This is a genomic window from Roseofilum capinflatum BLCC-M114 (assembly GCF_030068505.1).
Taxonomy (GTDB): Bacteria; Cyanobacteriota; Cyanobacteriia; order Cyanobacteriales; family Desertifilaceae; genus Roseofilum; species Roseofilum capinflatum.
In genome coordinates this window covers 23014-48882 of the sequence record NZ_JAQOSO010000055.1, presented here as the reverse complement: position 1 = coordinate 48882, position 25869 = coordinate 23014, and the positions used below count along the sequence as shown (strand labels likewise).

22 protein-coding genes and 1 pseudogene are annotated in these 25869 nt (G+C 46.2%); 9 read left to right on the top strand and 14 right to left on the bottom strand.

Going from position 1 to position 25869, the window contains the following annotated elements; genetic code table 11:
• The first annotated feature begins 34 nt into the window (after window positions 1-34).
• Window positions 35-3010 (top strand): ATP-binding response regulator, encoded by a 2976-nt coding sequence (locus PMG25_RS09805; protein WP_283766717.1) that lies wholly within the window; start codon window positions 35-37, stop codon window positions 3008-3010.
• On the opposite strand, the gene PMG25_RS09800 is transcribed toward PMG25_RS09805, so the two are convergent.
• Window positions 2979-4226: a hypothetical protein gene (locus PMG25_RS09800; protein ID WP_283766716.1), complete on the bottom strand. Its 1248-nt coding sequence runs from the start codon at window positions 4224-4226 to the stop codon at window positions 2979-2981. The genes PMG25_RS09805 and PMG25_RS09800 overlap by 32 nt on opposite strands.
• A gap of 39 nt (window positions 4227-4265) precedes the next feature.
• Window positions 4266-5546, bottom strand: coding sequence for a DNA sulfur modification protein DndB (locus tag PMG25_RS09795; RefSeq protein ID WP_283766715.1), 1281 nt, complete (start codon window positions 5544-5546; stop codon window positions 4266-4268).
• A 148-nt stretch (window positions 5547-5694) separates the two neighbouring features.
• On the opposite strand from PMG25_RS09795, the gene PMG25_RS09790 reads away from it, so the two are divergent.
• Entirely contained in the window at window positions 5695-6093 is a 399-nt protein-coding gene (locus tag PMG25_RS09790) for a hypothetical protein (RefSeq protein WP_283766714.1), read from the top strand.
• A gap of 164 nt (window positions 6094-6257) precedes the next feature.
• On the opposite strand, the gene PMG25_RS09785 is transcribed toward PMG25_RS09790, so the two are convergent.
• The 9 genes from PMG25_RS09785 to PMG25_RS09745 all read right to left on the bottom strand — a co-directional run bounded on the left by PMG25_RS09785 (window position 6258) and on the right by PMG25_RS09745 (window position 11236).
• Window positions 6258-7628 (bottom strand): sensor histidine kinase, encoded by a 1371-nt coding sequence (locus tag PMG25_RS09785; protein ID WP_283766713.1) that lies wholly within the window; start codon window positions 7626-7628, stop codon window positions 6258-6260.
• A 96-nt stretch (window positions 7629-7724) separates the two neighbouring features.
• On the bottom strand, window positions 7725-7841 hold the full coding sequence (locus PMG25_RS09780) for a photosystem II reaction center protein J (RefSeq protein ID WP_283766712.1): 117 nt from the start codon (window positions 7839-7841) through the stop codon (window positions 7725-7727).
• 90 nt (window positions 7842-7931) lie between these two features.
• On the bottom strand, window positions 7932-8054 hold the full coding sequence (gene psbL, locus PMG25_RS09775; RefSeq protein ID WP_271942773.1) for a photosystem II reaction center protein PsbL: 123 nt from the start codon (window positions 8052-8054) through the stop codon (window positions 7932-7934).
• Window positions 8055-8063: 9 nt separating this feature from the next.
• The gene (psbF, locus tag PMG25_RS09770) at window positions 8064-8198 is read right to left on the bottom strand and encodes a cytochrome b559 subunit beta (RefSeq protein ID WP_271942776.1); all 135 of its coding nucleotides are present in this window, start codon (window positions 8196-8198) and stop codon (window positions 8064-8066) included.
• Window positions 8199-8222: 24 nt separating this feature from the next.
• Window positions 8223-8474 (bottom strand): cytochrome b559 subunit alpha, encoded by a 252-nt coding sequence (gene psbE / locus PMG25_RS09765; protein WP_283766711.1) that lies wholly within the window; start codon window positions 8472-8474, stop codon window positions 8223-8225.
• A gap of 60 nt (window positions 8475-8534) precedes the next feature.
• Window positions 8535-9551: a photosynthesis system II assembly factor Ycf48 gene (locus PMG25_RS09760; protein ID WP_283766710.1), complete on the bottom strand. Its 1017-nt coding sequence runs from the start codon at window positions 9549-9551 to the stop codon at window positions 8535-8537.
• A gap of 29 nt (window positions 9552-9580) precedes the next feature.
• Complete coding sequence (locus PMG25_RS09755) at window positions 9581-9943, bottom strand: rubredoxin (protein ID WP_283766709.1); 363 nt, start codon at window positions 9941-9943, stop codon at window positions 9581-9583.
• 241 nt (window positions 9944-10184) lie between these two features.
• Window positions 10185-10625 carry a hypothetical protein gene (locus tag PMG25_RS09750; RefSeq protein WP_283766708.1) on the bottom strand — a complete coding sequence of 147 codons (441 nt, stop codon included), beginning with the start codon at window positions 10623-10625 and terminating at the stop codon, window positions 10185-10187.
• Between the two features lie 20 nt (window positions 10626-10645).
• Window positions 10646-11236: a macro domain-containing protein gene (locus PMG25_RS09745; protein WP_283766707.1), complete on the bottom strand. Its 591-nt coding sequence runs from the start codon at window positions 11234-11236 to the stop codon at window positions 10646-10648.
• A 105-nt stretch (window positions 11237-11341) separates the two neighbouring features.
• Here PMG25_RS09745 and PMG25_RS09740 point away from each other — a divergent pair, with 105 nt between their 5' ends.
• Both PMG25_RS09740 and PMG25_RS24430 read left to right on the top strand, forming a co-directional pair.
• Window positions 11342-12415 (top strand): glycosyltransferase family 4 protein, encoded by a 1074-nt coding sequence (locus PMG25_RS09740; RefSeq protein WP_283766706.1) that lies wholly within the window; start codon window positions 11342-11344, stop codon window positions 12413-12415.
• Window positions 12416-12537: 122 nt separating this feature from the next.
• A pseudogene (locus tag PMG25_RS24430) lies at window positions 12538-12922 on the top strand (CNNM domain-containing protein); the annotation flags it as partial.
• A gap of 41 nt (window positions 12923-12963) precedes the next feature.
• On the opposite strand, the gene PMG25_RS09730 reads toward PMG25_RS24430, so the two are convergent.
• Window positions 12964-13440 carry a GUN4 domain-containing protein gene (locus PMG25_RS09730; RefSeq protein ID WP_283766704.1) on the bottom strand — a complete coding sequence of 159 codons (477 nt, stop codon included), beginning with the start codon at window positions 13438-13440 and terminating at the stop codon, window positions 12964-12966.
• A gap of 186 nt (window positions 13441-13626) precedes the next feature.
• Between PMG25_RS09730 and PMG25_RS09725 the strand changes: the two genes are divergently transcribed.
• The 5 genes from PMG25_RS09725 to PMG25_RS09705 all read left to right on the top strand — a co-directional run bounded on the left by PMG25_RS09725 (window position 13627) and on the right by PMG25_RS09705 (window position 24009).
• Window positions 13627-14139: a pyroglutamyl-peptidase I family protein gene (locus tag PMG25_RS09725; protein ID WP_283766703.1), complete on the top strand. Its 513-nt coding sequence runs from the start codon at window positions 13627-13629 to the stop codon at window positions 14137-14139.
• Window positions 14140-14476: 337 nt separating this feature from the next.
• Window positions 14477-20188 carry an alpha-2-macroglobulin family protein gene (locus PMG25_RS09720; protein ID WP_488199669.1) on the top strand — a complete coding sequence of 1904 codons (5712 nt, stop codon included), beginning with the start codon at window positions 14477-14479 and terminating at the stop codon, window positions 20186-20188.
• 131 nt (window positions 20189-20319) lie between these two features.
• Window positions 20320-20742, top strand: coding sequence for a HEPN domain-containing protein (locus PMG25_RS09715; protein WP_283766701.1), 423 nt, complete (start codon window positions 20320-20322; stop codon window positions 20740-20742).
• Window positions 20739-23348, top strand: coding sequence for a ParA family protein (locus PMG25_RS09710; RefSeq protein WP_283766700.1), 2610 nt, complete (start codon window positions 20739-20741; stop codon window positions 23346-23348). Before PMG25_RS09715 ends, PMG25_RS09710 begins: the two co-directional genes overlap by 4 nt.
• A 97-nt stretch (window positions 23349-23445) precedes the next feature.
• Window positions 23446-24009, top strand: a complete 564-nt coding sequence (locus tag PMG25_RS09705; protein ID WP_283766699.1) for an HD domain-containing protein — start codon at window positions 23446-23448, stop codon at window positions 24007-24009.
• 7 nt (window positions 24010-24016) lie between these two features.
• Here the strand turns inward: PMG25_RS09705 and prmA are convergent, their stop codons facing one another.
• Together prmA and PMG25_RS09695 are read right to left on the bottom strand one after the other, a co-directional pair.
• Window positions 24017-24919, bottom strand: a complete 903-nt coding sequence (gene prmA / locus PMG25_RS09700) for a 50S ribosomal protein L11 methyltransferase (RefSeq protein ID WP_283766698.1) — start codon at window positions 24917-24919, stop codon at window positions 24017-24019.
• Window positions 24920-24994: 75 nt separating this feature from the next.
• Window positions 24995-25786 (bottom strand): TrmH family RNA methyltransferase, encoded by a 792-nt coding sequence (locus PMG25_RS09695; protein ID WP_283766697.1) that lies wholly within the window; start codon window positions 25784-25786, stop codon window positions 24995-24997.
• Between the last annotated feature and the right edge of the window lie 83 nt (window positions 25787-25869).

The window sequence follows — 25869 nt, the reverse complement described above, 5'->3', positions numbered from 1 at the left end:
TATCTACCGAGAAAATATTATGCTCTGACTTACCATGGATCACCCCAATTCCTCAGACTTAACCGTATCTGAAGCCCCATTAACTCACCCAACCTCTAACCCTCAACTGGTTTCCCCAAAATCTCTCCATCCTCCTTCTGCTAGAGTTGGATTCATTCAGTGGTTCAAAAATCTGCCCATTCGCCAAAAACAACTCATTGGACTGTTTACCTCGGAAATCATCTCCATTGTTGGACTCGTTGGAGTCGGAGCCTATTTAATCATTAAATCTGGACGAAATCAATTAGAAAATCAAGCCAAATCTGAATTAGCCGTTAGCCAAATCAATTACAACATCAAAATCGATCAAATGGGATTTGGCTTTCGCGGCCAATCCGATAATCTAGCCATTATCCAAGCAGCAAAATATCACCGTCAAGATCAACCCATTCCTCCAGAGCTAGAAGCACAAGTTCATCAAATTTTAGAAAACGAACTCAGGGCGCGTAATATTGAATATGCGACTTTAGTCGGAAACAACCTCGAAATTATTGTCAATGGCAATCATAACCGAACGGGTGGATTATTTAATCCAAACAACTTGGTTAAAATTGCTTTAAACACCGGCGAGCAAATCAAAACCAGTGAAATCATCTCTTGGCAAGATTTAGAATCTGAATCTCCCGAACATCTTGCTGCCTTAACTCCTGGAAAACCGGGCTTAATTCGGTATACCATTACCCCCGTAAAAGATCCACAAACTAATAAACCGATTGCCGTCCTGGTTTCTGGCGATTTAGTCAATAAAAAGTTAAAGATTGTCCAATCAACTCTAGAAGCTCTCGATGGAGGCTATAGTGGCATTTATCTTTACGATCCACCAACACAGGAGTTTCACTTAATTACCTCCATTAAAAAAATCGACGATCGTTCCCAAAGTTCTGCCTATGCAGCAGTGTATAACGAATATGTCTTAGATTATCAACTTCCAGATTTTAGCTTACTTCAAAAGGCTATTAATACCCCCAATCAAAACCCGGTTACCCAGCGAATTCAGCTAGGGGAACAGCAATACACTGTTGCCGCCAAAGCCATTCATAATTACCAAGGCCAACCCATTGGTATTTTAGTGCGCGGAACGTCTGAAACCTCCTTAGCAGAGTTAACCCAAGAAAGTCTTCTTTTCCAAGCCATTGTCGCAGCTTTTGCATTAGGTATTGATATTATTTTAGCTATTTTATTAGGCATTACCATCACTCGCCCCATTAAACGATTGCAACAGGTGACTCAATCCTTTTCTCAAGGAAATTTAAGAGCGCGATCTCCGGTCATATCTACGGATGAAATTGGCCATTTAACTGCCAATTTTAATCAGATGGCCGATCGCATCCTCAATGCCTTCCAAGAAATTCAACATCATACCCAATCTCAAGCGGAACTCAACTTAGAACTCTTAGCCGAAATTGAACAGCGTAAAGCCGTTGAAGAAGCCTTACGCAACTCTCAAGAACAGTTAGAGGAAGCCAAACAAGCAGCCGAATCTGCGAATCAGGCCAAAAGTGAATTTTTAGCTAATATGAGCCATGAACTCAGAACCCCGTTAAACGGAATTTTAGGCTATGCCCAAATTTTAGAGCGCAATACTCAATTAACTTGTGAATATGGCAAGGCTATTTCAGTGATTCATCAATGTGGCTCCCATTTATTAACCTTGATTAATGATGTTCTCGATCTTTCAAAAATAGAAGCCCGCAAACTAGAATTGGTGACTCATAATATTGATTTTCCTAACTTTCTGCAAACGATTGTTCATTTGCTGCAAGTTCGGGCCCATAGCCAGAACCTAACATTAACCTATCAATGGGTGAATGAGATTCCTCAAGTTATCTATGCTGATGAAAAGCGCTTACGTCAAGTTTTAATTAATTTGTTGGGAAATGCGATTAAGTTTACGGATGCTGGGGAAGTGACCTTTACTGTTGAAGTTTTAGACTGTGCTGATTTTGCGACTCTGAAATTTGTCATTGCTGATACCGGAATTGGGATGACAGAAGAGCAGATCAAAAAGATATTTTCACCGTTTGAACAGGTTGGTGATCGGGAAAAAAATAGCCAAGGAACGGGTTTAGGATTAGCCATTAGTCAACAAATTATTCGCTTGATGGGCAGTGAAATTACGGTTACCAGTACCTTGGGGGAAGGGAGTCGATTTGAGTTTATTCTAGATTTAGAATATCAAAACGATCGCGGCTTAGAGGCTCCGGTTGCCCTTGGGACTAAAGTTCGGGGATATGAGGGAAAAGGGAAAAAAGTGTTAATCTTAAGTCGTTGTGGGTTTAAGGCTTTTAATTGGGATCGGAGATTATATGATTCGGGAGGGTTAATCCAAGATCTGTTAACCTCTTTGGGTTTTGAGGTGATGATGGGTGAACTCGGAGAAATTGGGCAGTTTTGGGACAGAAAACCGGATTTAATTATTGTAGATGGGTTGGGTGGCGATTCGCTCCGCAACCCCTTCGGGGAACACCCTCAGCACAGCCCTCAAATCCTCGATCGCCTGCGATCGCATCCTCAGTTTCAGGATACTCCTATTTTAACCACTGTTGATCCCTGTCTCATCAACCCTGAAGCCTCCACACTCAATCAGGAAAAAAATGGGGTAATCTGTAAACCCATCCAGTTGGAAGAATTACTGTGTCAATTGGAACGCTTACTGAACTTGACTTGGATCTATGAGGAGGAATATACAGTTGGACTAGAGAAGGGTGAAGCGCAACACTCAAGCTTAGAATTGATGATAGTCGATGCCCATTCCTTAGATCATCTGTGTCACCTGGCTCAACAAGGTAACTTAAAAGGCATTATTCGAGAAGCGGATACCCTAGAAAAACAAGACCGGAGGTTGCAACCTTTAGCCCAACACATTCGTGAACTTGCCCTGAAATTTGAAGAAGAAGAACTGTTAGCTTTGTTAACTCAATTACAAGCTCAAGGGGAGTCTAATCAGAAAATTTCCCCGATTCGGGAATAGGATCGGGCAGAATTGGATCGAGGGTGATTTCTAGCTGGGCATTGCTGACTACTGGGTTATTTCCGGCGATCGCCGCTTCAAATGTCCAGGTTTGCTGATTGACCAGGCATTGGACTAAATTTTGATAGGCGATACTGGTATTTTGAGCATCTAAAACCCTGGTATAACTGGGCAAAATTCTGCCATTCTCATCAATGGTGACGAATAGGGTAATCGTTTGACCAAAGTATTGCCGCGTATCAGACTCTAGGGGACAAGTGGGATTCTCCGAGTCAAAAATCAGGGGGGTGTCTAAGGGTTTGGCTTTTGCCCATTCGTCGGGGATATCGGTTTGTTGTTCGGGGGGAGGGGGTTGGACTCCTAAGAGTTTGGGGGCAAATTGTTCCGGTTTGATGTCCTCAATATTGGGTAATTCTTCTTCTGCAACCGGTGGATCTGGGGGGGAAGGGTTGAGTGGAGAGGCGGAAGGTTGGGGAGTCGGAGAGGGAACAGGCGATCGCACGGGAACCGACTCTAGATCTGGTGATGGAGTCACTACAGGACGAGGAACGACGCTCTGTGTGGGAACTGGAGACTCTTCTGGCGTGGGTTCCGGTTCGGGACTTGGTTCCGGTTCCGGACTTGGTTCCGGTTCAGGACTTGGTTCCGGTTCCGGAGTTGGAGTCGGTTCCGGAGTTGGAGTCGCTTCAGGACTTGGTTCCGGTTCAGGACTTGGTTCCGGTTCAGGACTCGGTTCCGGTTCGGGACTCGGTTCCGGTTCAGGACTTGGTTCCGGTTCGGGACTTGGTTCCGGTTCAGGACTTGGTTCCGGTTCAGGAGTTGGTTCGGGAAACGGAAAGGGGGAAAGGGTGGGAGAAGGAAAAGCTTCCGGAAATGCTTCCCAGGTAGGAATTGCCTCTTCTGGCTCAGGTTGCACTTCTGGCACTACAGGACGTGGAGGAGGTGCAGGAGATGGGGATGGGGGTTCAGGTTCCCTCTGCTCAATGGGGGAAGGAGTCGGTTCCGGTGCTGGGGTTTCCTCTACCGTAACCTCCAACATTTCAATGGGAATAAAAGATGCAGAGTTTACCTCAGTGATCCGCAAACGCAATAGGGGCTGTAAGAACCATAGGGCTAATCCATGGAGTAAGATTGACCCCAAGGCTAAAAAGAACCAAAATTGAGGAGAATGGGGCGATCTGCTCAGATGGGAAGAGCGATCGCGAATAAAAGACATAGCCACCACCTGCAATTAACAATTACCCCTACTTTGTCACTATTCCCAGTCTAGTTGTTGGAGACACTTTTGAAAGGCTGTCTTCACAGAACCTCGACCCGCACTAATTTTAGTACCACCTTTTCCATCTGGAACAATAACTGTATCTTTCCAACATGGCCCTTGTTTTGACCAATCGATATCTTGAGCAATCTGTTTCACCATTTCTTCATCAAAACCGTCATTTTCATTGTATTGACGAATATAGTGCAAGAGAGAGCCTAAAATTTCCAAGCCAACACTAATGCCTAAAATGCAAGACTCACGAAATTTTGCGGCATCCTTCCAATACAGTTGGTCTTTGCCAATGATCTCTCCAGCTAAACGTGCTGTTTTTTGCCACTCTCGGCTTTTGTTTGGAAATTCTGCGGTTTGTGAATAGAAAAGGAAAAAGGAATTTAGACAGTTACTCAGTTCTTGTCCATACTGTTTGACCAAATCCTGTTTGTTCACCTCAGATAACTTGTCATTAGGATAGCCTGTAAATGCACAACTGACCAGCTTGGCTACATAATTAATAGTGTAAATGTAACCGGTCTTAGATCCGGGTGTGGATTTTATCTTTTGTGTTTTTTCATCAAACATATTGACATTTTCAACAACAATTCTAGCAATTGCATCTTTCCCAAAGCCACTATAAGCGACTAAAAGGGATTGAGGAATTGCAAGAGTTTGAGCCATATCACAGAAATCAGTTTGACATTGCTCCAACTCAGCCTCAAGGATTAAGTTAATCGGAAAAGTACAATCTTTAATCAGATCGCGCTCTATTCCATCAGATTCAATTAATTCAACAATTGCCCTTCTGCGATGTTGTCCATCAGTAATCTCTAGTGATGTATTATTCAAAATGACTACAACATACAAATCTCCCCAAATCTTTTGATATTTGATTTTGGATGGATCAACATTAGCAGTAATTGCTCCCAAAATCCACTTGTTTTTTGATTCAGCCCGTTCAATAATATAGTTTTTAATCCTTTTTACATGCTCCTCATTAATGGGACGATTTTTCCCAGAACTGGGATCATTACTATGATGAGTGACACTTCTCCCTCTGAGAAGGGTAGGGATTTCCGCAACATGAGCATTGATTTGAAGCATCAAACGACCTCCATGCTGAGATCCGATGGCCAAATAGGTTTGTCCTGTTCTATACCACTTGACCATAATCGGTTGAATGCTATCAGTGATAGCTTTAGTCAGTTCTTCCGTCACCAAAGAGTCATCGTCTCTCTGATTGTCGTTAGCTTCAGAGAAAGTAGTCGTTTCAGAAACCATAGTGCTTGTATATTGTACGATTCGTGATTGCCATAACCATAGTAACACAATTCCTGAAGAGTGCCACATCTCTTTTTGCAAAATCACACTTGACATCGCGTGTGACGGGCGCTATGTTTATATTGGTTTACCAAGTAAGTAGAAAATCATGAATAACGAATTCAATAGTACGGATGTTGCTATGGCTGCCATGAATCATCCCAAAGGATATGAAATCTTAGCCTTGGTACATGAATTGGTACAAAAAAATACTTTGATGAGTTTTGCTGCTGACGCTTCTCCTTCATTAAAAACGATTGAAGTGACCAATACCTCTGGTTACACCTCGACTCAAAAAGTGTTTGATTCTGCTCAATTGCCTAGAAGCCTGGAACTTCAGCACCAAGGTGTCAACCTTGAGAGTTCAGAGTTACTCGCAGTTGTCGCACAATACCCACAAAGATTAAAAACAGCAATTCATGCTTGGTTAAAATGGGCTTATTGTACAGAGGTTGAATATCCTACTCGATCTTTAATTAAAGCAATTGAGGATAATTGGCATTTATGAGGCTGTGTATCATTGTTTAACTTTTTGAGAGTATCTCTATTTTGTTCAGTTGTGGCAAAATACCCTAGAGTTACAATTTCTGATAGGGTGCGTTATTTAACGCACTCTATTTTTTGGAGAAATTTCAGATGGGAAGATTGATCCAAAATAACAGATATTCCTCCCTAACTCGATAATCCTTGATCGGCGCGATACTCTGGTAAATTCACAGTAACGGTTGTCCCTCGATCGCATTGGGACTCTATTTTAATGCTGCCCTGATGGTTATCAACGATCGCCTTCACTATCGCTAATCCTAACCCCGATCCGGTGGCTACTTTACCTTCAGGATCTCGCGCATCTCGGCTGCGAGCGGGATCGACTCGATAAAAGCGATCGAACAGATAGGGTAAATCCGCTTTAGCAATGCCTATCCCTGTATCTTTGACTTGCAATTGTATCCCAGAACTCTGGGTTAAACTCACCGTAATCGTTCCTCCAGTCGGGGTATATTGCAGAGCATTACTCACTAAATTCGTGCAGAGACGACTTAACTGAGTCCAATCTCCAGCAACGGTAAAGGGATCTCGATCGCAAGCAGAATCGGGAGCATCTAAGTTAAACTCTAAGGTTAACTGGCGCGATCGGGCAATCAGTTGCTGTTCTTCCATCACTTCCATCACTAAAGCATCTAAAGGAATAGGTTGCCATTGCTGCTCTGCCATACCACTATCTTGCCGAGCTAAAAATAACAGATCGTTGACTAATCCTCCCATCCGTCGCGTCAGTCGTTCGACGACTTGTAAATGTTGATGTTGTTGAGGATCTAAACTGGGATCGGCAAGGGCAACTTGAACGTTGGTTTGAATGGTGGCAATGGGGTTTCTTAATTCATGGGATGCATCGGAGGTAAATTGCTTCAGTTTCAGGTAGCTCACTCTCACCGGCTCCATGGCTAAACCCGACAAGAACCAGCCGATCGCCCCTACTGCTAAGATGGTTACACTGACAACTGCTGCCAAATCGACCATTAACTGGCGTGTGGGTTTCGTCACTTCAAACCAAGGATGGCTGACGCGCAGGTATCCTAACACCTCCCGACCCACTTGTACGCGGTCGGTCACTTGTCGCAACAGTACATCGTCCGTATAATTCCAAAGATTCTCCTGGGGCGATCGCTCAATTCGCACCGTTTCCCCCATGCGATTAAAATGGAGAGGCAGATTTAGAGGCGTTTCCCAAGTTGACCATAACAGCTCTCCTGTGGGACTAAACCATTCTAAATCAATGCGATCGTCCTCTGCCGGTTCCACTTGGTCTTGAAAACTCGCTTCTAGGTTAATCTGGAAATGGGGAGATTGATGATTAGCGCTAGACAGAGCCTCAAAAATCAGCGATCGCTCCACCACCTCCACCACATGATTGAGCGTATCATCAATCCGCTCAATTAACGTCGCCCGCACATACCCATAAATCCCCCCAGCAAAACACAGCAGCAGCACCGCAGTCACGGCAGTGTACCACAAAGCTAAACGGCGACGGGTGGTTTGAAACATCAGTTATCATGCCATCTTTCCAATACAATTAACCCACACTTACCCAATTTTGAGTAGAGCGTGGGTTAAAGACAGATATGCAACTATAGCAATCGTTTACATCGAAGACCCAACACCAACGTAGGCTCCATAAAAGAACAAGCCAACGACAACTAATATGCCAGTTCCGGCGACAGTTGCAACAATCCAAAGAGGAATTTTAAAATCCGACATTTGATGTTTCTTCCTAATTTACACAACACAACAATTAACCAGTTCCCCACCCTAAAATGAGTGGGTGGGGAAATCTTCAGAGCAACCCAATTAGTTAAAGAAGTAACTGGAAAATAAGATACCCAAGACAAAAATCAGCAACAAGCCCAGATAGAGGGATGTCCGATTGAGTTCAACAGGTTGCTTATTGGGATTTTGATTACGGGTGGGCATGTTTTTTTCCTATCTCTGAATGAATTGCATTGCTGTGATCGCGCCTAAAAAGAAGACAGAAGGCACAGCTAATGTATGAACAGCCAGCCATCTGACGGTAAAAATGGGATAAGAAACAGGTTGGTTTTGGTTACTGCTTGTCATAATTTTCGATCAGTTTCTGAAAAACTACTTACCAATAAAATCCTCGATTTGTTTTTTGCCTTCATAACGATCCGTTACGATCGGAAGCTCCTGACGTTGGGGAGTAAAATACTCATCCGGACGAGGAGTCCCGAAGGCATCATAGGCCAAACCGGTGCTAACAAACAGCCAACCGGCAATAAACAACATGGGAATAGTGATGCTATGGATTAACCAATAGCGAACACTGGTAATAATATCCCCAAAGGGGCGTTCTCCGGTGGAACCACCTGCCATGAATTTTCCTCCTTTTTAGAACAGGACAATTGAGATCATTAGTTTATATCATACGAAAGATTAGGCCGATTGGGTGGAGTCGTCATATTTTAAAATTACTCCTCCATTGCCAATCACAAATCCGATTTCGGGAGATTCAAAATCAATCTGGTAGAAGTTAGAGGGCACATTTTGCACGGTGCGGTCTTTTTGCCAGGTTTCTCCGCCATCAAAACTGACAATCAGGTTACCACTGCCACCCGATACCCAGATTTCTTCTGGGGTACGATAGGCTAAATCCAGAAAGCCAATACTGCTGGCAAATTCTGGGTTTTGGGTTTCTTGCCAATCTTCAGGGGTTTCTGGCGTTTCGACTTTACTAAACTGGAGAGCGCCTCCCCTAGCGAGTAGCCATAACCGATCGTCGGTGGTGAAGCCCATTTTTTGCAAGCGTTTGGAGTTATTGCGGTTATGCTGAACCCAGGCAGAATCTCCTGGCTCCCAGGTGGAATAGAAGTTGCCATTGGCGGAAACCGTGACATACTTCCCATCAGGCGATCGCGAAATATTGCGATACACCCCAACCGCAGACTCCACTAAACCCTTCCAGGTTTTGCCCCCATCTTCGGTGCGATAAATCGCGCCTAAATCTGTGGTCATTTCGGCTGAGGAAGGCCCTAAAGCCAAAATGGTTTTTGTGGTTCCTGGCAACTTAGCGCTTAGGGGAATACTTGACCAAGAGGCCCCTTCATCGGTGGAATGAAGCAGAATTGAAGGCATTCCCACAATCCATCCTTCACTACCACGGAAACTAACCGAGGTCAACCGAGTCCTCGGATCGATGTCTAAATATTTGGGTTGCCAGGTTTGGCCACCATCGTTGGTTTCTAATAAGGTCGCATTACTGCCGACTAGCCACCCATGGTTGGGATCGCCTGTAAAGCCAATATCTTGAACGGTGTCTTCAGTGGGTAACTGAATCACTTGCCAAGGACTGGACTCTACAGAAGGTAAATAGGCATTTTTACAACTAGCGCACAGCAGAACAACCGCGATTAATGTTACAACTCGTTGCAGAATTTTCACAATTGATTGCATGACTCCGGATTTTACCGCCAGTTAGGGTTTTACTGTAAACCGTAAAGACTCAGAAAAAACAACAATCCCAATCCTAACCCCCCAAAAATCAGGAGATTTTTTTGGCCGGGGGTTAAGGCGTTGACCCCAAATCCATAGCCCACATTTTCGGCAAAGCCGGCTCCTTCACTGGCTGTACCGATGTTCTCAAATTTGCGGCGTTGTGCGCCACAGACGGGACAGCGCCAGCCTTCGGGTAATTCCTCAAAGGGTGTGCCTGGGGGCACTTGGCGTTTTCCATCGCCTTTGCTTGGCTCATAGACATAGCCGCAGGCACGACACTCATAGCGATCGAGTGCCGTCTCTGGAGTTTGCTTAGATGTTTCTGGGGTCTCAGACGATCCGGTACTCATTGCCCTAACAGAACCTTGGGAGTTTTTATAGAAATCTTAAAATTTCTGTGAATTATTATGACATAATGTGCGCCTTTCTTTAAGCATCGAGAAGCATAAGTTCTGTTTTAAGTATATCCACTTAAACTTGGGTGAGGAGTTAGCGATCGCTCCCCCACAGCTCAGAAAGCAGGGAGATTTAGGGGCGATCGTTTCCTGCTGTCCCTCATTACAGCGCAAAGCGCTGTATCAGATCAAGTCCTTAATGATTGATTTCAATTGCCTCATCAATCGCTGCTTTTAAGGCTCGCGGTTGATCTGTGCCAATGCGAAAATAGGACTGAGAATCTAACTCAATCTCCACCGCATCCAACCCCGACACATTAAACATCCATCCCCTAGGAGTCAGGCGAACTCCCCAGCCATAATACCAAGGATTTTTGACCGTCACGGTATTAGTGATTCGGGACAAGGAAAAACTTTTATGAATCAAACCTACCCCGAACGAACATTTGATGCGATCGGCTGTAATCGTCACCGTTAAGGTGCTAAACAAAACCGTAATCACTAAAATTCCGATCAAAAGACTCGCTGCCATCCCCACAAAGCCTTTGGAGAGATAGAAAAAGACCAAAGGCAGAAGAGCAGCTAAGAGAATGAGAATAATTGTCCCAATTTGGGTATGCTTATATAAGACTTGCATACAAAATAGCCCCACTATAATTAAGTATTGAGTAAAAACTCAGGAGTTAATAATTTAGGATCGAGTTGCTGTTCGCGGGGTAAATAAATAGCCACGTCGATACCAATATCCGATAAATAGCGACACATCAAAGGGCCAACCTGTGACCATTCCAGTTTTCCTAGCCCACAACCCAATGCAGGAATAGCTAGAGATTTAATGCCCTGTTGAACGGCATTATGTCTAACCCAATTCAATCCCGCTTCAATATCCTCTATTCTAGAGTTTTGTCGCCAATGTCGTTTCGTGGCAAACAGTAAAAACCATTTGACAGAATTCGGAGTATTTAATGGAGTCTGTAAATCAGCTAATTCTTGATCTACGGAAGCTTCTCGTTTATACAGATAAGGGGTTGTGACAGTTACTTGCGTACTCTTGCAAGCATCCCGATATCGAACAAAAACATCAGGAAACTCTTTCTTTGCCCTAGCAGCTAATCCTTTGCCCATCACTCCTTGTAAATTAACAGTAATGGTGAGCGTTTGCATCTTAGAAAAGAACATATCTCCATCGACAAGAACAATATTGTTAGTAATACGAAACGCTTGCTTCGGTTGAACATGAGACATCATGATTAGCTTATCGATATGTGTTGTATAATTTTAATAGAGTGAGTGATTTTTAATTTGTGGTTCAGCCATAAAAAAGTTCCTGAATATTTATAGTTATTTGATAAAATGAACGATCGCCTTTTAATTAACTTAGGGGTGCTAATGAACAAACCGACGGGAATTAGTACCTATGCTCTGAATATTTTACCCTATCTGACTTCTTTGCATCCAACCCTGTTAAGTGCCCAGAGATTGGAGGGGTATTCCCATTATCCCATTCCAGGGGGACAAACGCCGGAACAGGGGGCTAAGGGACATCTGAAACGGTTACTCTGGACTCAGTTTAGGTTACCTAAGATTTATCGCAAGCTGCAAGGGCGCTTGCTGTTTTCTCCTCTACCGGAAGCGCCGTTATTGCAGGGGTGTCGGTTTGTGGTAATGGTTCATGATCTGATTCCGTTGCGGTTTCCGGAAAGGCGATCGCCGCTTACTCTCTATTCCCGGTATTATCTGCCACAAGTTCTCAAGCAAGCCACTCATATTATCTGTAATTCCCAAGCCACGGCTAATGATATGATGGACTGGTTTTCCATCGAGTCTAAGCAGATTACTCCCATTTTACTCGGCTATAATCAGCATCAATTTCAGCCATTAAATTTACCCACTTCTAACTATTTTCTCTATGTCGGTCGCCATGCAACTTATAAAAATCTGCATCGCGTCATTGAGGCATTTGCGAACTTGTCCCAACGTCAAGACTATCAGTTGTGGTTAGTCGGGCCAAGCGATCGCCGCTACACCCCCCATTTAATCGCTCAAGTTAATGAACTGGGAGTAACCGAGCAAGTCAAATTTATTGATTATGTGTCAGCAAAAGAACTGCCGATACTGATGAATCAGGCGATCGCACTCATTTTCCCTAGTCTCTGGGAAGGTTTTGGTTTACCCGTCCTCGAAGCCATGGCTTGCGGGACTCCCGTTATTACCTCTAACTGCTCCTCCCTTCCCGAAATTACCGCCGATGCCGCTCTTTTGGTCGATCCTTATCAGGTTTCCGAAATCACATCCGCCATGGAAACCCTAGTCAAAGATCCGCAAGCACGAGAAGATCTTCGTCAAGGGAGTCTGAACAGAGCAGCACAGTTTAGTTGGTCTCGCACTGGAGAAGCGACTTGTAAAGTGCTTAAATCTTATCTTTAATGCCTTTGGGGGTTTACAGCGCTTTGCGCTGTAAAGTATGAGTAATGAGTAAGAAAGTCCCTGTGAGTGTTGTCTAAGGGCGGATTGAGGGCGATTCAAATGTTATCTTTACCGATCCCCTCATTCCCCTAGCCTTTATCCTAATTGCCTATTTACAGATCGTTTTAGGGGAATTATGCCCGAAATCCGTTGCTCTGCTCTATTCAGAACAACTCGCGAGGGTGTTAGGGCCACCCAGTTGGGCGATCGCTCGCTTTTTTAATCCCTTCATTTGGATACTCAACCACTCTACCCGCTTTCTGCTCACGTCCGGATGAAGTGGCAAAAACGGGCCATTCTCGCTATCCAGTCATGGCTGATTCCCTGGATGATATTCGGGGAATTATTAACTTTAAACAATTGGCTGGCCCCCTAGCTAAGGGAGATTTATCCCCAGAAACTGCGATCGCCTCCTGGGTACGTCCCGCACGATTTGTACAAGAAAATACTCCCGTATTAGAATTATTGCGACCATGCAGCTGAAGGGACGCAATCCCTAAGATCGCGGGCTAACAACATTCCTTAAAACGGCCCAATAGCATTCTCCATCCTGGTCGAGAAAATCGGGCACACCAATAATCTCCAAATGTTAACGGAACCAACCAAGTGACGGGTAAATGACCCGGAGGAGCTTCAAGATTAAACTGAATTTCATTATGTTTAAGCCAATGGTCATTGGTAAACCAGCCCACTCTCGCGCAAAATTGGCGAAAGTCTTCTTCCACGTCTTCATAAATGTTTAGCGTTGTTGTGAAGCCGAATTTTCCCTGACTGGCACTCATCCATAATCGATCGATTTTCTGCAAACTGCTACAACTAAAATTATTGAGATCGGATTGCGTCAGCAAGGGATCGACTCTGGTGTTAGCTCCAGCAATTGTTAGCATCAAATCTCTGGTCGCATAATCAGCCTGTTTCCATCTTGTCTGTCCTAGAAAATAGGATAACATTTGCCATTTTTGGGTGATGTTATTAGGGTTTTCCATAACGCCCAGGATTGAGTAACTTATCCATTATCTTAACATTGTAGCCCGTCTCAACTAAAATAACGGATAGTTGAGTTGGGTCAGCGATCGCCAGTATTGCCATTACCCATTACCCCTTACCCATTACCCCTTACCTCCTGGGCATGTCAATCAAGTTTAATCATTGTTGAACTGGACGCGATAGCGATGACTATACCCTTTCTGTTAACCTCATTTACCACCTGGAAACCGCATCAGAAAAGTAACTCTTCCGACGATCTCCTGGAGCGCATTGGTCAATATTATCCCCATCCAGAACGGTTATCGTTGCTGAGAAAGCTGCCGGTGCATTCCCAACAGGCGATCGCCAAAACTCTGTTGTCTTTGCACCGCGAGCAACCGGTTTGGGTGCTGTGTTGCGGTATGGCAGAAAAACGCGATAGCCTCAGTATTGAGTCGAATGCGACGCAAGGGGATAAAATCTTAAGACCGGCGATCGACCTAGAACAGCTCATTGCGGGTCTAGATTGGGTGTACATTAGCGATTATGCCGGTCGATTTGTCTGTGAAGACCTGTACTATGGGGTCTTAAACGAGATTAAAACCCTCAATCTCCCCACTCGCGCTCTATTCATCCACGTCCCGATCCTCCATCCAGAGAATGAGCAGACAATTATCAGCACCTTTGTAGAGATTCTCCACCGTCTGGAAAAGCAATGAAACCCTGATACAGCATTATTTTTGGCTGTTTCCCTATTCCCCATTCCCCATTCCCCATTCCCCATTCCCTGCGCGTAGCGCCATAACGTTAGGTCACAGATTGTAAAGTATATCTACAAGACCTTCCCAAATCCTGCCCTCATCAGGTAAGACAAGATCAGATTCAGTGAGGGAAGATTCAGTAATGTCCCGTCGTCGCTCCATACTCGGAATGAGACAATATCGCCAACTTCGTCGTGGAATTGGCCAGTATTACCGCAAGCATCGAGCATTGGTGTTCATCTTGCTCTTTGTGCTGACATTGACAGTGACATTGACAGGATGTAGACTCGGTGGGATGCGATCGGGAAATCAACCCCTCCCTAGCGTCTCTCCCCTCCCCTTAGCCACTCCCCCAGCTTGGATCGAGAGTATTAACCCCACGGAAGAAGCACAACCTCTGAATCAAATTAATGTTATCTTTACCGATCCCCTCATTCCCCTAGAAAGTCTCGACTCTCCCCAACAACGGGATCTGCTGAATAAATTTGAAATTACCCCCAGAATACCGGGAACGTTTCGCTTTTTAACCCCGCGCATGGTGGGATTTCAAGCCGATCGCGCTCTCCCCTTAGCCACCAGGGTACAAGTGACGCTCAAACAAGGGTTACAAGACCTGAATAACCATCAATTAGACCGGGATTTTGCTTGGACGTTTAACACCCCTCCCATTCAGCTCTCCAACCTTCCGGGGATGAGTGTGGATCGGGAGGGAAACCCGGAACCGGTAGATATTAATCCCGAATTGAAGTTTACCTCTAACGTTGCTTTAGACCTGAATTCCTTAGCCGAACATACTCGCTTAGTCTCTGCGGGGAGCGATCGCGACATCCCCCTGAATATTGCCCTTGATGAAAACAGCACAAACCCCACGCCCCAAACCGAATTCGATCCCTCCCAGCAACAGTACGACTATACCATTACCCCCGAAAGAACCCTCGAAAAAAACACCCCCTACAGCCTAGAAATCTCCGCCGGATTAGAACCCGCCAACGGAAACTTAGCCAGCGAAATCCCCTTTTCCAGTCAATTTAAAACCTACAATGCCCTCAACTTTGACGAACTCGAAACAACTGGCAAACCGGGGCAGGGTGGAACCTATGGGCGCTTTGTTCAGGGTAGCCCCCAATTGAGATTTAATAATCCCATTGTTGCTGAGTCTGCTGTTAATGCGATTACGATTAATCCCCCTCCTGCACCAAACGCCCCTCCCCTGGTGCGATTCACCTATGAACCCAACCTAATTCAGCTTAATCCCTGGGCATTAGAGCCAGATACCAATTATACGATTACCATCGGCTCGGAGTTAGAGGATCGATTTGGGCAAACCCTAGAAAATCCAGTTACTCTACAGTACGAGACGGGTAATGTAGCTGCGGATATTTGGGTGCAGCGTGGATTAAATATTTTACCCAACACCGAAGATATTCAGCTTGATATTTCCAGTGTTAACCTCCCCGATGGAGAATATCAAGCCGCATTCCGTCGCCTACAACCCACCGATTTAGTTTATATCGATTCCGCCTATCCTCAAGGGAATGGTAACGATATTTTACCCTCCGAAAATCAATGGCAATCCTATCAAGTTTCCGGTCAACAAAACCAAACGATCATTAATTCAGTCAACTTAAAATCTCAATTAGGCGGAGAATCAGGACTACTTGCCTATGGGGTGAAAGCCAGAACCAACTCCTATGAAGACAACGGGGAACGGCGATGGAATACCCCCACCTTTTATGGATTAGTAGAACTGACCAATCTGGGAGTATTTGCCCAATGGTTTCCAGAGTCGGGTTTAGTGCGTGTCAATCACCTGGATAATGGGCAAGCGGTTGCCGGTGCTACCGTAGAGATTTATCAATCCCAATTAGGAGCAAAATCGAGACCCCAACCTAGAGCTTGTGCCACGGGACAAACCGATGATTTAGGATTACTACAATTAACGGCCCAAAACTTGCGAAGTTGTATGGGAGGAAGTCGGTTTTCTGAAGCTCCAGAATTGCTCGTTATTGCCAGAGAAGGTCAAGATTGGGCATTCACCCGCACTGAGTCTTATAGTGGGGCTTATGGTTATGGCATTTATGCCGATTGGGAAGATACAAAACCTGTTTCTAGGGGTACAATATTTTCCGATCGCCAGCTCTATCAACCCGGAGAGCAAGCCACATTTACTGGTGTAGCCTACTATCTGGAACAGGGAGACCTGAAAACCGATGCACGAGCCAATTATCGGGTGGAAATTCAAGACCCCAAAGGCAATGAAACGGACTTAGGAACGGTTCAAACCAATCAATTTGGGACGTTTTCCGTTGAGTTTCCCTTAGATGAAACTCAGGAAGTCGGAGAATATGTGATTCGCGCTCAAGGTTCTGGCATCACCTTAACCGGTAACTTCCAGGTGGCTGAATTTAATCCGCCCAATTTTAAGGTAGAAGTGGCTCTCAATCAAGAGGTGGCCCAACCCGGAGATGCTATCACCGCGACCACGAGCAGTAACTACTTATTTGGCGCTCCTGTTATTGGTGGCAGCGCAGAATATTATGTCACTCGTCGCCAAACCCAGTTTAATCCCCAGCAATGGCAAGAGTATACTTTTGGCCCCCAATGGTTTTGGCCGGAAGAAGCGCCTGTGGTAGAAACGGAAGTGTTGCAAACTCGGCAAACCCTGGATGATTCGGGTGCTGGAGAGCAACGGTTTAACCTAGATGCCGATTTGCCCTATCCCATGACCTATCAGGTGGATGTGTCGGTTTCCGATGTCTCCAATTTGTCCGTGAGTGACTCCCAAACCCTGACTGTGTTGCCGAGTGCCAATATTATCGGTCTGAAGAGTAACTTTGTGGCGGATGCCGGGCAAGCCTTTCCTGTAGAAGTGGTGGTTACGGATGCACAGGGGAACCCGAAAGCGGGTGAGCGGGTGAGACTGGAGTTACAGAAAATGACCTACTCTAGCGTAACTCGTGTGGTAGAAGGGGGACGGAGCGATCGCACCCAAGTCGAATATGAAACCGTCGGCGAAACTACGGTCAGATCTGGCCAAACCCCCACCACTGGGCAACTTACGCCCCCGGACTCCGGCTCCTATCGCATCCGCGCCAACTTTGCCCGCAGTCAAAATAGCGCCACTGCCACAGACTTGCAAATCTGGGCTACTGGAGGCAGTGGGGTGCGTTGGGGTCGAGGAGATGAAGATAAGCTAGAAATTAAACTGGACAAAGAGACCTATAAACCTGGAGATACGGCAACCGCGCTGATTCAATCTCCCTACGAACAGGGGCAACTCTACTTTGCCATTATCCGCGATAAACCCCTATTCCAAGCCCTGCAACCCGTACAAGGCGGGGCCCCCCAAGTGCAGTTTGAAGTCACGCCAGAGATGCTCCCGAATGCCGCATTCGAGGCGGTTCTAGTGCGTCAGGGACGCTCCCTGAGCGAAGCCGAAGGGAGCAGTGTCGAAGGGGATGTGGATAACTTGGTCAAAATCGGGTTTGCGCCCTTTAAGATTGATTTGAGCGATCGCCTCTTATCCGTCGAAGCTACCCCATCCAATGCCCAACTGCAACCGGGACAATCCCAAACCCTGCAACTGCAACTCAGGGATAACACTGGCTCACCGGTAGCGGGAGAACTGACGGTGATGGTGGTCAACGAAGCCATCTTACAACTGACGGGCTATCGCGCCCCCAACCTGCTCGACACCGTATACGCCGAGCAACCCATTTCCACCCGGTTTAGCGATAACCGTCCCGATGTCGTCTTGCAACCCCAAGCTTCCCCCCTGGCTAAAGGGTGGGGATATGGGGGGGGATTTTCCGCCGGAGCAGCCGACACCCGCACCCGTCGCGACTTCCAACCCCTGGCTTATTACAATGGTTCTGTCCTCACCAATAACCAGGGACAAGCTAGTGTTACATTTACCCTACCCGATGACCTGACCACCTGGCGGGTGATGGTGGTTGCCAAAGATGGTAGTCTGCGCTTTGGCAATGGCGAAACCACGTTTATCACCAGTAAGCCCATCCTCACGAATCCGATTTTACCGCAATTCGTCCGACCGGGCGATCGCCTAAACGCCGGTCTCTCGATCACCAATACCACGGAAACCACCGGTAACTTAGACATCACCGGAACCGTGAGCGGCGGGTTAACCTTCGAGTCTACTAATAACAGTATGGATTCTCGTCAGGTGCGATCGAGTCAAGGAACCATGGGCGAGAGGTTCCCCCTACTTGCCCTGAGCGGAGCCGAAGGGTCAGTCAGTGAACCTGGCACAGCTACGGTAACCTTTGCGACTAATTTCAACGGCCAACCCGTAGATGCATTTGAAGTCCCCTTAGAGATTAAAGCATTAGAAGTGACTGAACAGGTGGTTGAGTCAGGAACCAGCACCAACACCGTCACCCTACCGGTTAATGTTGCGCCTGATACGGCCACCGATACGGGAGGACTAGACATTAACCTCGCCAGTACCTTAATGCCCCAAATTCTCGCACCCGCTCAACAGGTGTTTGCCGAGAACCCCCTACCTTTTGCCGAACCCATGGCAAGTCAACTGCTGATTGCTGCCAGTTTGCAACGTCTGAGTAGTCAATATGGTTCCCTTCGACTCCGCTCAGGGAACGGAGCGGTCACCGAGCGGAGTCGAGGTGTCAATCTGTCCCAAAAAACCAGTGAAGCACTCAATCAACTCTCTAGTCTGCAACGGGAAGATGGCGGGTTTAGTAGCTATCCAGGAGTGCGCCAGTCTAACCCGTATCTTACGCCCTACGTGGCCGAGGCGATCGCAAAAGCCGCCAACGCTGGTTTTGCCCTCGAAGGTATCCAAGTTGACCCACTCAAGCGCTATCTGCGAGACCTCTTAGCCGACCCGGAAAACGAGGATTTCTGTACCTCTTCCCTCTGTAAAAGTACCCTCCGCCTAGAAACCCTGATCGCTCTAGCCGCCTGGGGAGATGTGCGAAATGAGTTCCTCTCGGATATCTACAGCGTCCGCAGCGAATTCGATCCCGTCACGCAGATTAAGTTAGCTCGCTATTTGGCCAATTTCCCCCAATGGAGGACAGAAAGCCAAAGCCTGTTTAATGAAATTCGCGAGTCTATCTATCAAACGGGACGCAGGGCAACGATTAATTTACCAGAGGGCTATCAATGGTTGTCCTCTGCAACCACGGCACAAGCGGAAGCCTTGCGCTTGTTCATTGCCCAAGATGCAACACCGGCAGAAACCGGGCGCTTGTTAACCAGTTTGCTATCCTTGCGTCGTAATGGCACTTGGGGCAGTACCTATAATAATGCCCAAGCGCTGGATGCTTTGGTTGCCTACGCACAAACGGAAAGCACGCCCCCCAATTTTGGCGTAGGGGTGACGTTCGCGGGTCAAAGTTTGGGCAATACCCAGTTTCAAGGTTATGAGAATTCCACCTGGAATTTGAGCGTTCCCATGGCTCAGTTACCCAAGGGAAACAGCGATCTAGTGTTGCAAAAATCTGGCCCTGGAAACCTCCATTATCTCGTCTCCTACGGCTACCGCTTAACGGGCAATCAACCGGGGCGCTTAAATGGTCTGCGGGTGGTGCGTCAAGTGCGCCGAGCGAATGAGGAGGAGGTGCTGCGGACGACAGGACTCTACGATCGCGACCAACCCTTTGAAGTGGAAGCCGGTCAAGTGTTTGACGTAGCATTAGAGATTATCACGGATCATCCCGTGGATCATGTGGTGATTACTGACCCCCTGCCCGCCGGTTTTGAGGCGGTGAATACAGAGTTTCAGACGGCTAATCAAGCGGTGCAAGCGGATGCCGATAGCTGGCAAATCGACTACCAACAGGTGTACAAAGACCGAGTGGTGGCTTACGGCGATCGCCTCACCCCTGGGATCTATGAAGTGCATTATTTGGCGCGATCGGTTACCCCCGGTTCCTATCTCTGGCCGGGTGCAGAAGCGCACCTACAATATGCACCAGAGGAGTTTGGCCGCAATGCTTCGTCTAGGTTACTGGTGGATAATTGAGTGATAGGGCATGTCATTGCGATCGCAGGGAAGCAATCTCCAAAACTACTGAGATGGTTGAGATTGCTTCATTCCACTGCGTTCTATTCACAATGACATACGGTAACTGATTATTCGGATTTGATATGACTATGGCTTCTCAACATCCCAACCAATACCAGGATTGGCTATATCTTGCTAAGGAGCGAGCTAGTGATGCAGACGCGATTTACAAAGCTAGACCTACCTCTATCGGCTGTGTTTATATGGCTGGATATGCGATAGAATGTAGCCTAAAAGCATTACTGCGCGATCGCAATGTGGGATTTCCCAAGCATGGTAATGAGGGACATAACCTCCGGGGTTTATGGGAAGCTGCAAAATTTCGCCTCTCAGATTTGCACGACTCTAAAGGAGCAAAGACATTTTTTATCGAATCCTGGGATACATCCTTACGGTATCAACTCAGTTTGGATAGTAGTATCTCTATTGCAGAATTACTAGATGGAGCCAAACAATTAACCAGACAGATACAGCAGCAACTTCGTCGTCAATCTAGGAGGAAAAGTCGATGAATCACCAAGATCTTAAACAACATATTCTTAATAATATGTCATCGGCTACTTTAGAGGTTCAAGACTTGCGAGTTCAACCCGATCCTTTTATGGGCTGGCGTATTGCTGTCATTTCTCCAGAATTTCAGGGAAAATCACCCGCAGAACGGAAGAATATAGCCTTAAAAGGACTGGAAGACTTGACTATTCAGTGGTTAGATTTGCTTACTCCTGAAGAGCAAGAATGGGCCGGTTCTCTCCCTATTGATTCTACCTTAGAAGACTTACCCCTGTGGCCGGAAGCATTAGCTAAATCCCCCGATCCTGAAGCCATCCTGTTTCCATCCGATCTGGATGATGACCTTGACCTCCCCATTGTAACTACTTTCTATTCTCTCAGAGGTGGAGTGGGGCGATCGACAGCCTTGGCTTATACCGCTCAAATTCTTGCCAGTCGAGGAAGAACTGTACTCTGTGTGGATCTGGATTTAGAAGCACCAGGGTTAGCCGCTCTATGGGGAAAAGAAGATGAAATTGAGGAGGGACAGGGTTTGGTTTCTATTTTATTGAGTTTGGATCGAGGGGAAAATCCTAACATCCAAAATCATATTATTAGAGTATCAGAAACAGAGGAAATTTATTGCCTGCCAGCAGGATTACCAAATGCGAATTATGCTCGTTTGCTCAACTTTATTGATCCAGGTGCATGGTATCGTGAAGACCAGAACCCATTACGGCAATTGATCCAGAATTTAAGCCAGAATCTAACCTTTAAACCCGATGTGATTTTACTCGATGCTAGGACAGGTATTACACCTCTAAATGCCCCCCTGCTATTTGATTTAGCTGACCTGGCTATTATTGTATTTTTCCCCCATCCTCAAACTCTAGTCGGGACAGGTGAACTCGTTCGCGCTTTACTCTCAGCAAAGACAAGACGAACAAAATTATCTTTAACACCAGAACCTCGATTTCTTGTTTCTCCCATACCTGCGAGTCAAGCACCAGAAGTGGTGGAGAGATATCAACATCGAGCCATTGATTGGATTGAAGGATGGCTGTCTATTTTACGGGAAAAGCGATCGAGTACAGAACCGATTAAAGCCCCTGAAATTACCCACTTTATTCCCTATCGTGAAGTTATTGCTACTTCAGACAAAATCTTGCTTAATCGCGATGCATGGCGTGATTTTGAGGCGATCGCGGAATGGCTAGAGCGCTTTCTACCTACAGCCAGCGAAGAGCAGATTCCCAGTAATTTGTCAAGTAGTAAAAACCAAATTTTGCAGGAATTGCGATTCTCAGGAGGAACAGCAGAATCCCAAGATAATTTTCTAGAAACCTTTGTACAAACTGACTTGGTTAACAGGGCACTTCAATCGAATATTTCATTAATTCTAGGTCGAAAAGGAACGGGTAAAACAGCAATTTTTAGACGTTTACTAGAAGACTCAAATTTTAATTCTATTGTTGTTTTATCTCCGAGTCCTCTTAAAGGTAATCGTCCTTGGATAATCAATTCGGAAGGATTTAGTTTTATTAGTCAAATATTAGAAAGGAATGGAAAGAACTGGCGAGATTTTTGGTTGCTACAAATTTGTTTAGCTTGCTGGATTTCCTGGGATGGAGAAGCACCTAAACCGGATACAGCTTTTTTAGAAGTTTTAGGAAGCCATCCAAGGAGCGAATTAGAAGTCGTTCGCTGGTTTGAAAATCTCCTACCTATTTCTCAAATTGGCTTATTATCCAGAGATTGGTTAACCCGTTTCGATGGCGCGGTAAGATCTCCTCTATTCCTACTAATTGATGGATTAGACACGGGCTTTGGTAATACTCAGACGGATCGAGAGAGACGGACTAGGGCGATTGAAGGTTTGCTCTCTTTAGTAACGGATATAGGAGACAGTCTGCAACATTTGAAATTCAAAGTTTTGTTGCGCGAGGATATCTGGAGAAAGCTGAAATTTGATAATCAAAGTCATTTTTACGGGCGTTCAGTGACTTTAGTCTGGAAAGATAAGGCAACGTTCTTTAAGGTTTTGGTTAAACAAGCTTTGAAATCTCAAAGTTTTAAACAAGTGGTAGAATCAGCCGATCAAGGTAGGATTTTGAACAGTTACGATCATTTAAGTGAATTACAAGTCTTTGCCATCTGGAATCTGCTCGTGGGAGAACGGATGAGAGGTGGTAAATCTGCCTTTACTCGAAATTGGGTCTGGAAACGCATCGCTGATGGAAGTGATAATCATAGTCCTCGCGCTCTTTTGCAACTTTTTGCAGAAGCAAAAAACTGGGAACAGAGAGAACAGAAACAGAATCCCTATGAGAAGACGATTATTCGTCCCCGTGCTTTAAGTTCTTCTCTGGAAAAAGTTTCAAAACAAGCCTTAGATGCTTTAATTAATGAAGAGTTTCGGGAGCTTGAAGAATTAGTCGATCGCCTGAAGGAGATTAGTTATTCTCCGTTTAAAGCAACTGATATCACTGGCTTAGAAGATGAGTTGAGCCTAGCGAGGGAAGTCGGGTTGCTGTCCATTTATGAAGGGAGTGAAAATGAGGTGGAACGGTATAAAGTTCCCGATCTTTATCTGTCTGGAATTGGAATGACTCGCAAGGGACAAGCATAATTGTGTGGCGATCGCCTTACCCCTGGGATCTATGATCTGATAGTACAGAAAAATAGGTTTCCTATTACCCATTACCGATTACTCTTGCGATCCAACCATGCTTTCTGAACGCTTTGAAAACGCCCTGATTTGGGCACACCAACTGCACCAAACCCAACTCCGTAAAGGTTCAGGAGTGCCCTATATCGCCCATTTATTGGGTGTTGCCAGCATTGCTCTAGAATACGGTGCAACTGAAGATGAGGCGATCGCCGCCCTTTTACATGATGCCATCGAAGACCAAGGAGGAGAAGCAACCCGCGATCGCATTCGAGAACAATTTGGAGACACAGTAACCGCCATAGTCGAAGGATGTACCGATGCTTACACAACTCCTAAACCCCCTTGGCGAGAACGTAAACAAGCCTATTTAGCGCACTTACCCCAAGCCTCGACTTCTGTTCGTCTCGTCTCTGCTGCGGATAAACTCTATAACGCTCGCTCCATTATCAAAGACTATCGTCAAGTTGGAGAGAGCATCTGGGAGCGATTTAAGGGCGGAAAAGCCGGAACCCTATGGTACTACGGCGCTCTAGTCGAAGCCTTCCAACAGGCTGAAAATACCCCCCTCGTCCAAGAACTCGCCCAAGTCGTCACCGAGATGGAAAACCTAACCCCTTAACCATTGCCTATTCTTCCCGACGGATATTGAAACAACACCATTCTTTCCGTCGCCACAGGGTGGCAACTGTCCAGCCGTGTTGCTCTAAGGTGTCGGCTACGGGTTTGGCCTGATCTAAGAGTACACCACTGATGACTGCCCAGGTGTTGGGTTTAGAGATGGCTTCAAATTTGGGAATGAGGTCAATTACGACTTCAGCGAGGATGTTGCACAAGATACCATCGACGGGGCCGGGAAGGGTTTCGATCAGTTCGTTGATACTTCCTTGGGAGGTCATTAGGCGATCGCCTCCCAAATGGTTGAGTTTACTATTACAGACCGTGGCGCGAACGGCTAGGGGATCGGTATCGACGGCGTAAACCTGACGAGCGCCCAATAAAAGAGCGCCAATTGATAAGATCCCTGAGCCGCAGCCGATGTCAGCTAATACAATCTCTTGGTTCTCTTGGGGGTCGATGCTGAGGCGCATTTCTAGGGACTCTAGGCAGAGTTGGGTGGTGGCATGATCTCCTGTGCCAAAGGCGATCCCTGGATCGAGGTGTAAAAGATGACGTTCAGGCGCTTCAGGAGCGGATAACCAAGCGGGACAGATGAGGAAGCGATCGCCAATGGGTTGGGGTTGCCAATGCTTTTTCCAGGTGACTGACCAATCTTCTTCATCAATTAAATGCCAGTGAACTCCAGGAACCGGCAAGGAAACGGTAATCGCATCTTGGCGAAAAGCAATCGATAAGGCAGCTAAATCGAGGAGTTGGGCTTGTTCTTGGGGCAAGTAGGCTTGAACTAACCGAGAGTTGCCTTTGGCTTCGCTGCTGGTTCCTTGACAGCCAAATAGGTCTAAACGCCAGAAGATCAGGTCTTCTAAGGCTGGATCGCAGAGTATTTGAATTTCCCACCAGTGCTTTGCCAAAATGCCTGAGCCTCCCTTAAGTTTTAGCTGGTCAGATTTATCTTTGACTTTATCAAAAGATGGAATCTGAGGAAATTATCCATCCTTCTGCGTCCATTGTCTTTGGCTCTCGTAAAGAATCAGAGCAGCAGAGATCGCCACATTCAAAGATTCTACTCCCTCCGCAATAGGAATGCTCACCTGGCGATCGGCTAACTCCAACAGGTCTGAGGATAACCCCGCCCCTTCATTGCCCAATAATACCCAAGTTGGTTGTGTCCAATTGATGTCCCAATAGGTTTGGGGTGCATCCGCAGTGGTAGCAATAATTTGCATCTGTTCTTGACGGCATTGAGAAATAAAATCCGGTAAACTCGGTTGCATCGCCATCGGAACCCGAAACCAAGCCCCCGCAGAAGCACGTAGGACTTTGGGATGATCTAAATCCACACTATCTTGGCTGAGGGCGATCGCCTCTAAGCCTACCCCTGCACCGGTGCGAATAATTGTGCCCAAATTCCCTGGATCTTGAACCGTTTCCAGAATTAGCCCTAGTCGGTTCAGTTGTGGCGAAAGAGGTTTACGAGCATCTCGGCGCAGAGTAGCAATTACACCATCGGGATTCACCGTAGTGGCGATGGACTTCAACACCTCATAGCTCACCGGTTGCACCCGTTCACAGCACTCTGGCAGTTTTTCTCCAATCTGGGGATATTTCGCCAACCATTCCGGAGTATAGGCGGCACTCTCTAAACGGGCATTCACCTGACAAGCCGCTTCTACCAAATGGGTTCCTTCCAATAAACATAATTGGGCTTGTTTGCGCCCTTTGGGTTGATGTAACTTTCGCAGTTGTTTCACCCAAGGATTTTGAAGACTGGTTAACATTAGGAATACGAGCATCTGGCTCGCTAGAGAAAGGAAGCGAGCCAGATGCTCGCACTACATTGATGACCTCATTTTAGCTGTGT

What these genes read in the sequence shown, in the direction of transcription:
- PMG25_RS09805 (WP_283766717.1), top strand. Translation starts at nt 35, where the DNA reads ATGGATCACCCCAATTCCTCAGACTTAACCGTATCTGAAGCCCCATTA.
- PMG25_RS09800 (WP_283766716.1), bottom strand. Translation starts at nt 4,226, where the DNA reads ATGTCTTTTATTCGCGATCGCTCTTCCCATCTGAGCAGATCGCCCCAT.
- PMG25_RS09795 (WP_283766715.1), bottom strand. Translation starts at nt 5,546, where the DNA reads ATGGTTTCTGAAACGACTACTTTCTCTGAAGCTAACGACAATCAGAGA.
- PMG25_RS09790 (WP_283766714.1), top strand. Translation starts at nt 5,695, where the DNA reads ATGAATAACGAATTCAATAGTACGGATGTTGCTATGGCTGCCATGAAT.
- PMG25_RS09785 (WP_283766713.1), bottom strand. Translation starts at nt 7,628, where the DNA reads ATGTTTCAAACCACCCGTCGCCGTTTAGCTTTGTGGTACACTGCCGTG.
- PMG25_RS09780 (WP_283766712.1), bottom strand. Translation starts at nt 7,841, where the DNA reads ATGTCGGATTTTAAAATTCCTCTTTGGATTGTTGCAACTGTCGCCGGA.
- psbL (WP_271942773.1), bottom strand. Translation starts at nt 8,054, where the DNA reads ATGCCCACCCGTAATCAAAATCCCAATAAGCAACCTGTTGAACTCAAT.
- psbF (WP_271942776.1), bottom strand. Translation starts at nt 8,198, where the DNA reads ATGACAAGCAGTAACCAAAACCAACCTGTTTCTTATCCCATTTTTACC.
- psbE (WP_283766711.1), bottom strand. Translation starts at nt 8,474, where the DNA reads ATGGCAGGTGGTTCCACCGGAGAACGCCCCTTTGGGGATATTATTACC.
- PMG25_RS09760 (WP_283766710.1), bottom strand. Translation starts at nt 9,551, where the DNA reads ATGCAATCAATTGTGAAAATTCTGCAACGAGTTGTAACATTAATCGCG.
- PMG25_RS09755 (WP_283766709.1), bottom strand. Translation starts at nt 9,943, where the DNA reads ATGAGTACCGGATCGTCTGAGACCCCAGAAACATCTAAGCAAACTCCA.
- PMG25_RS09750 (WP_283766708.1), bottom strand. Translation starts at nt 10,625, where the DNA reads ATGCAAGTCTTATATAAGCATACCCAAATTGGGACAATTATTCTCATT.
- PMG25_RS09745 (WP_283766707.1), bottom strand. Translation starts at nt 11,236, where the DNA reads ATGATGTCTCATGTTCAACCGAAGCAAGCGTTTCGTATTACTAACAAT.
- PMG25_RS09740 (WP_283766706.1), top strand. Translation starts at nt 11,342, where the DNA reads ATGAACGATCGCCTTTTAATTAACTTAGGGGTGCTAATGAACAAACCG.
- PMG25_RS09730 (WP_283766704.1), bottom strand. Translation starts at nt 13,440, where the DNA reads ATGGAAAACCCTAATAACATCACCCAAAAATGGCAAATGTTATCCTAT.
- PMG25_RS09725 (WP_283766703.1), top strand. Translation starts at nt 13,627, where the DNA reads ATGACTATACCCTTTCTGTTAACCTCATTTACCACCTGGAAACCGCAT.
- PMG25_RS09720 (WP_488199669.1), top strand. Translation starts at nt 14,477, where the DNA reads ATGCGATCGGGAAATCAACCCCTCCCTAGCGTCTCTCCCCTCCCCTTA.
- PMG25_RS09715 (WP_283766701.1), top strand. Translation starts at nt 20,320, where the DNA reads ATGGCTTCTCAACATCCCAACCAATACCAGGATTGGCTATATCTTGCT.
- PMG25_RS09710 (WP_283766700.1), top strand. Translation starts at nt 20,739, where the DNA reads ATGAATCACCAAGATCTTAAACAACATATTCTTAATAATATGTCATCG.
- PMG25_RS09705 (WP_283766699.1), top strand. Translation starts at nt 23,446, where the DNA reads ATGCTTTCTGAACGCTTTGAAAACGCCCTGATTTGGGCACACCAACTG.
- PMG25_RS09695 (WP_283766697.1), bottom strand. Translation starts at nt 25,786, where the DNA reads ATGTTAACCAGTCTTCAAAATCCTTGGGTGAAACAACTGCGAAAGTTA.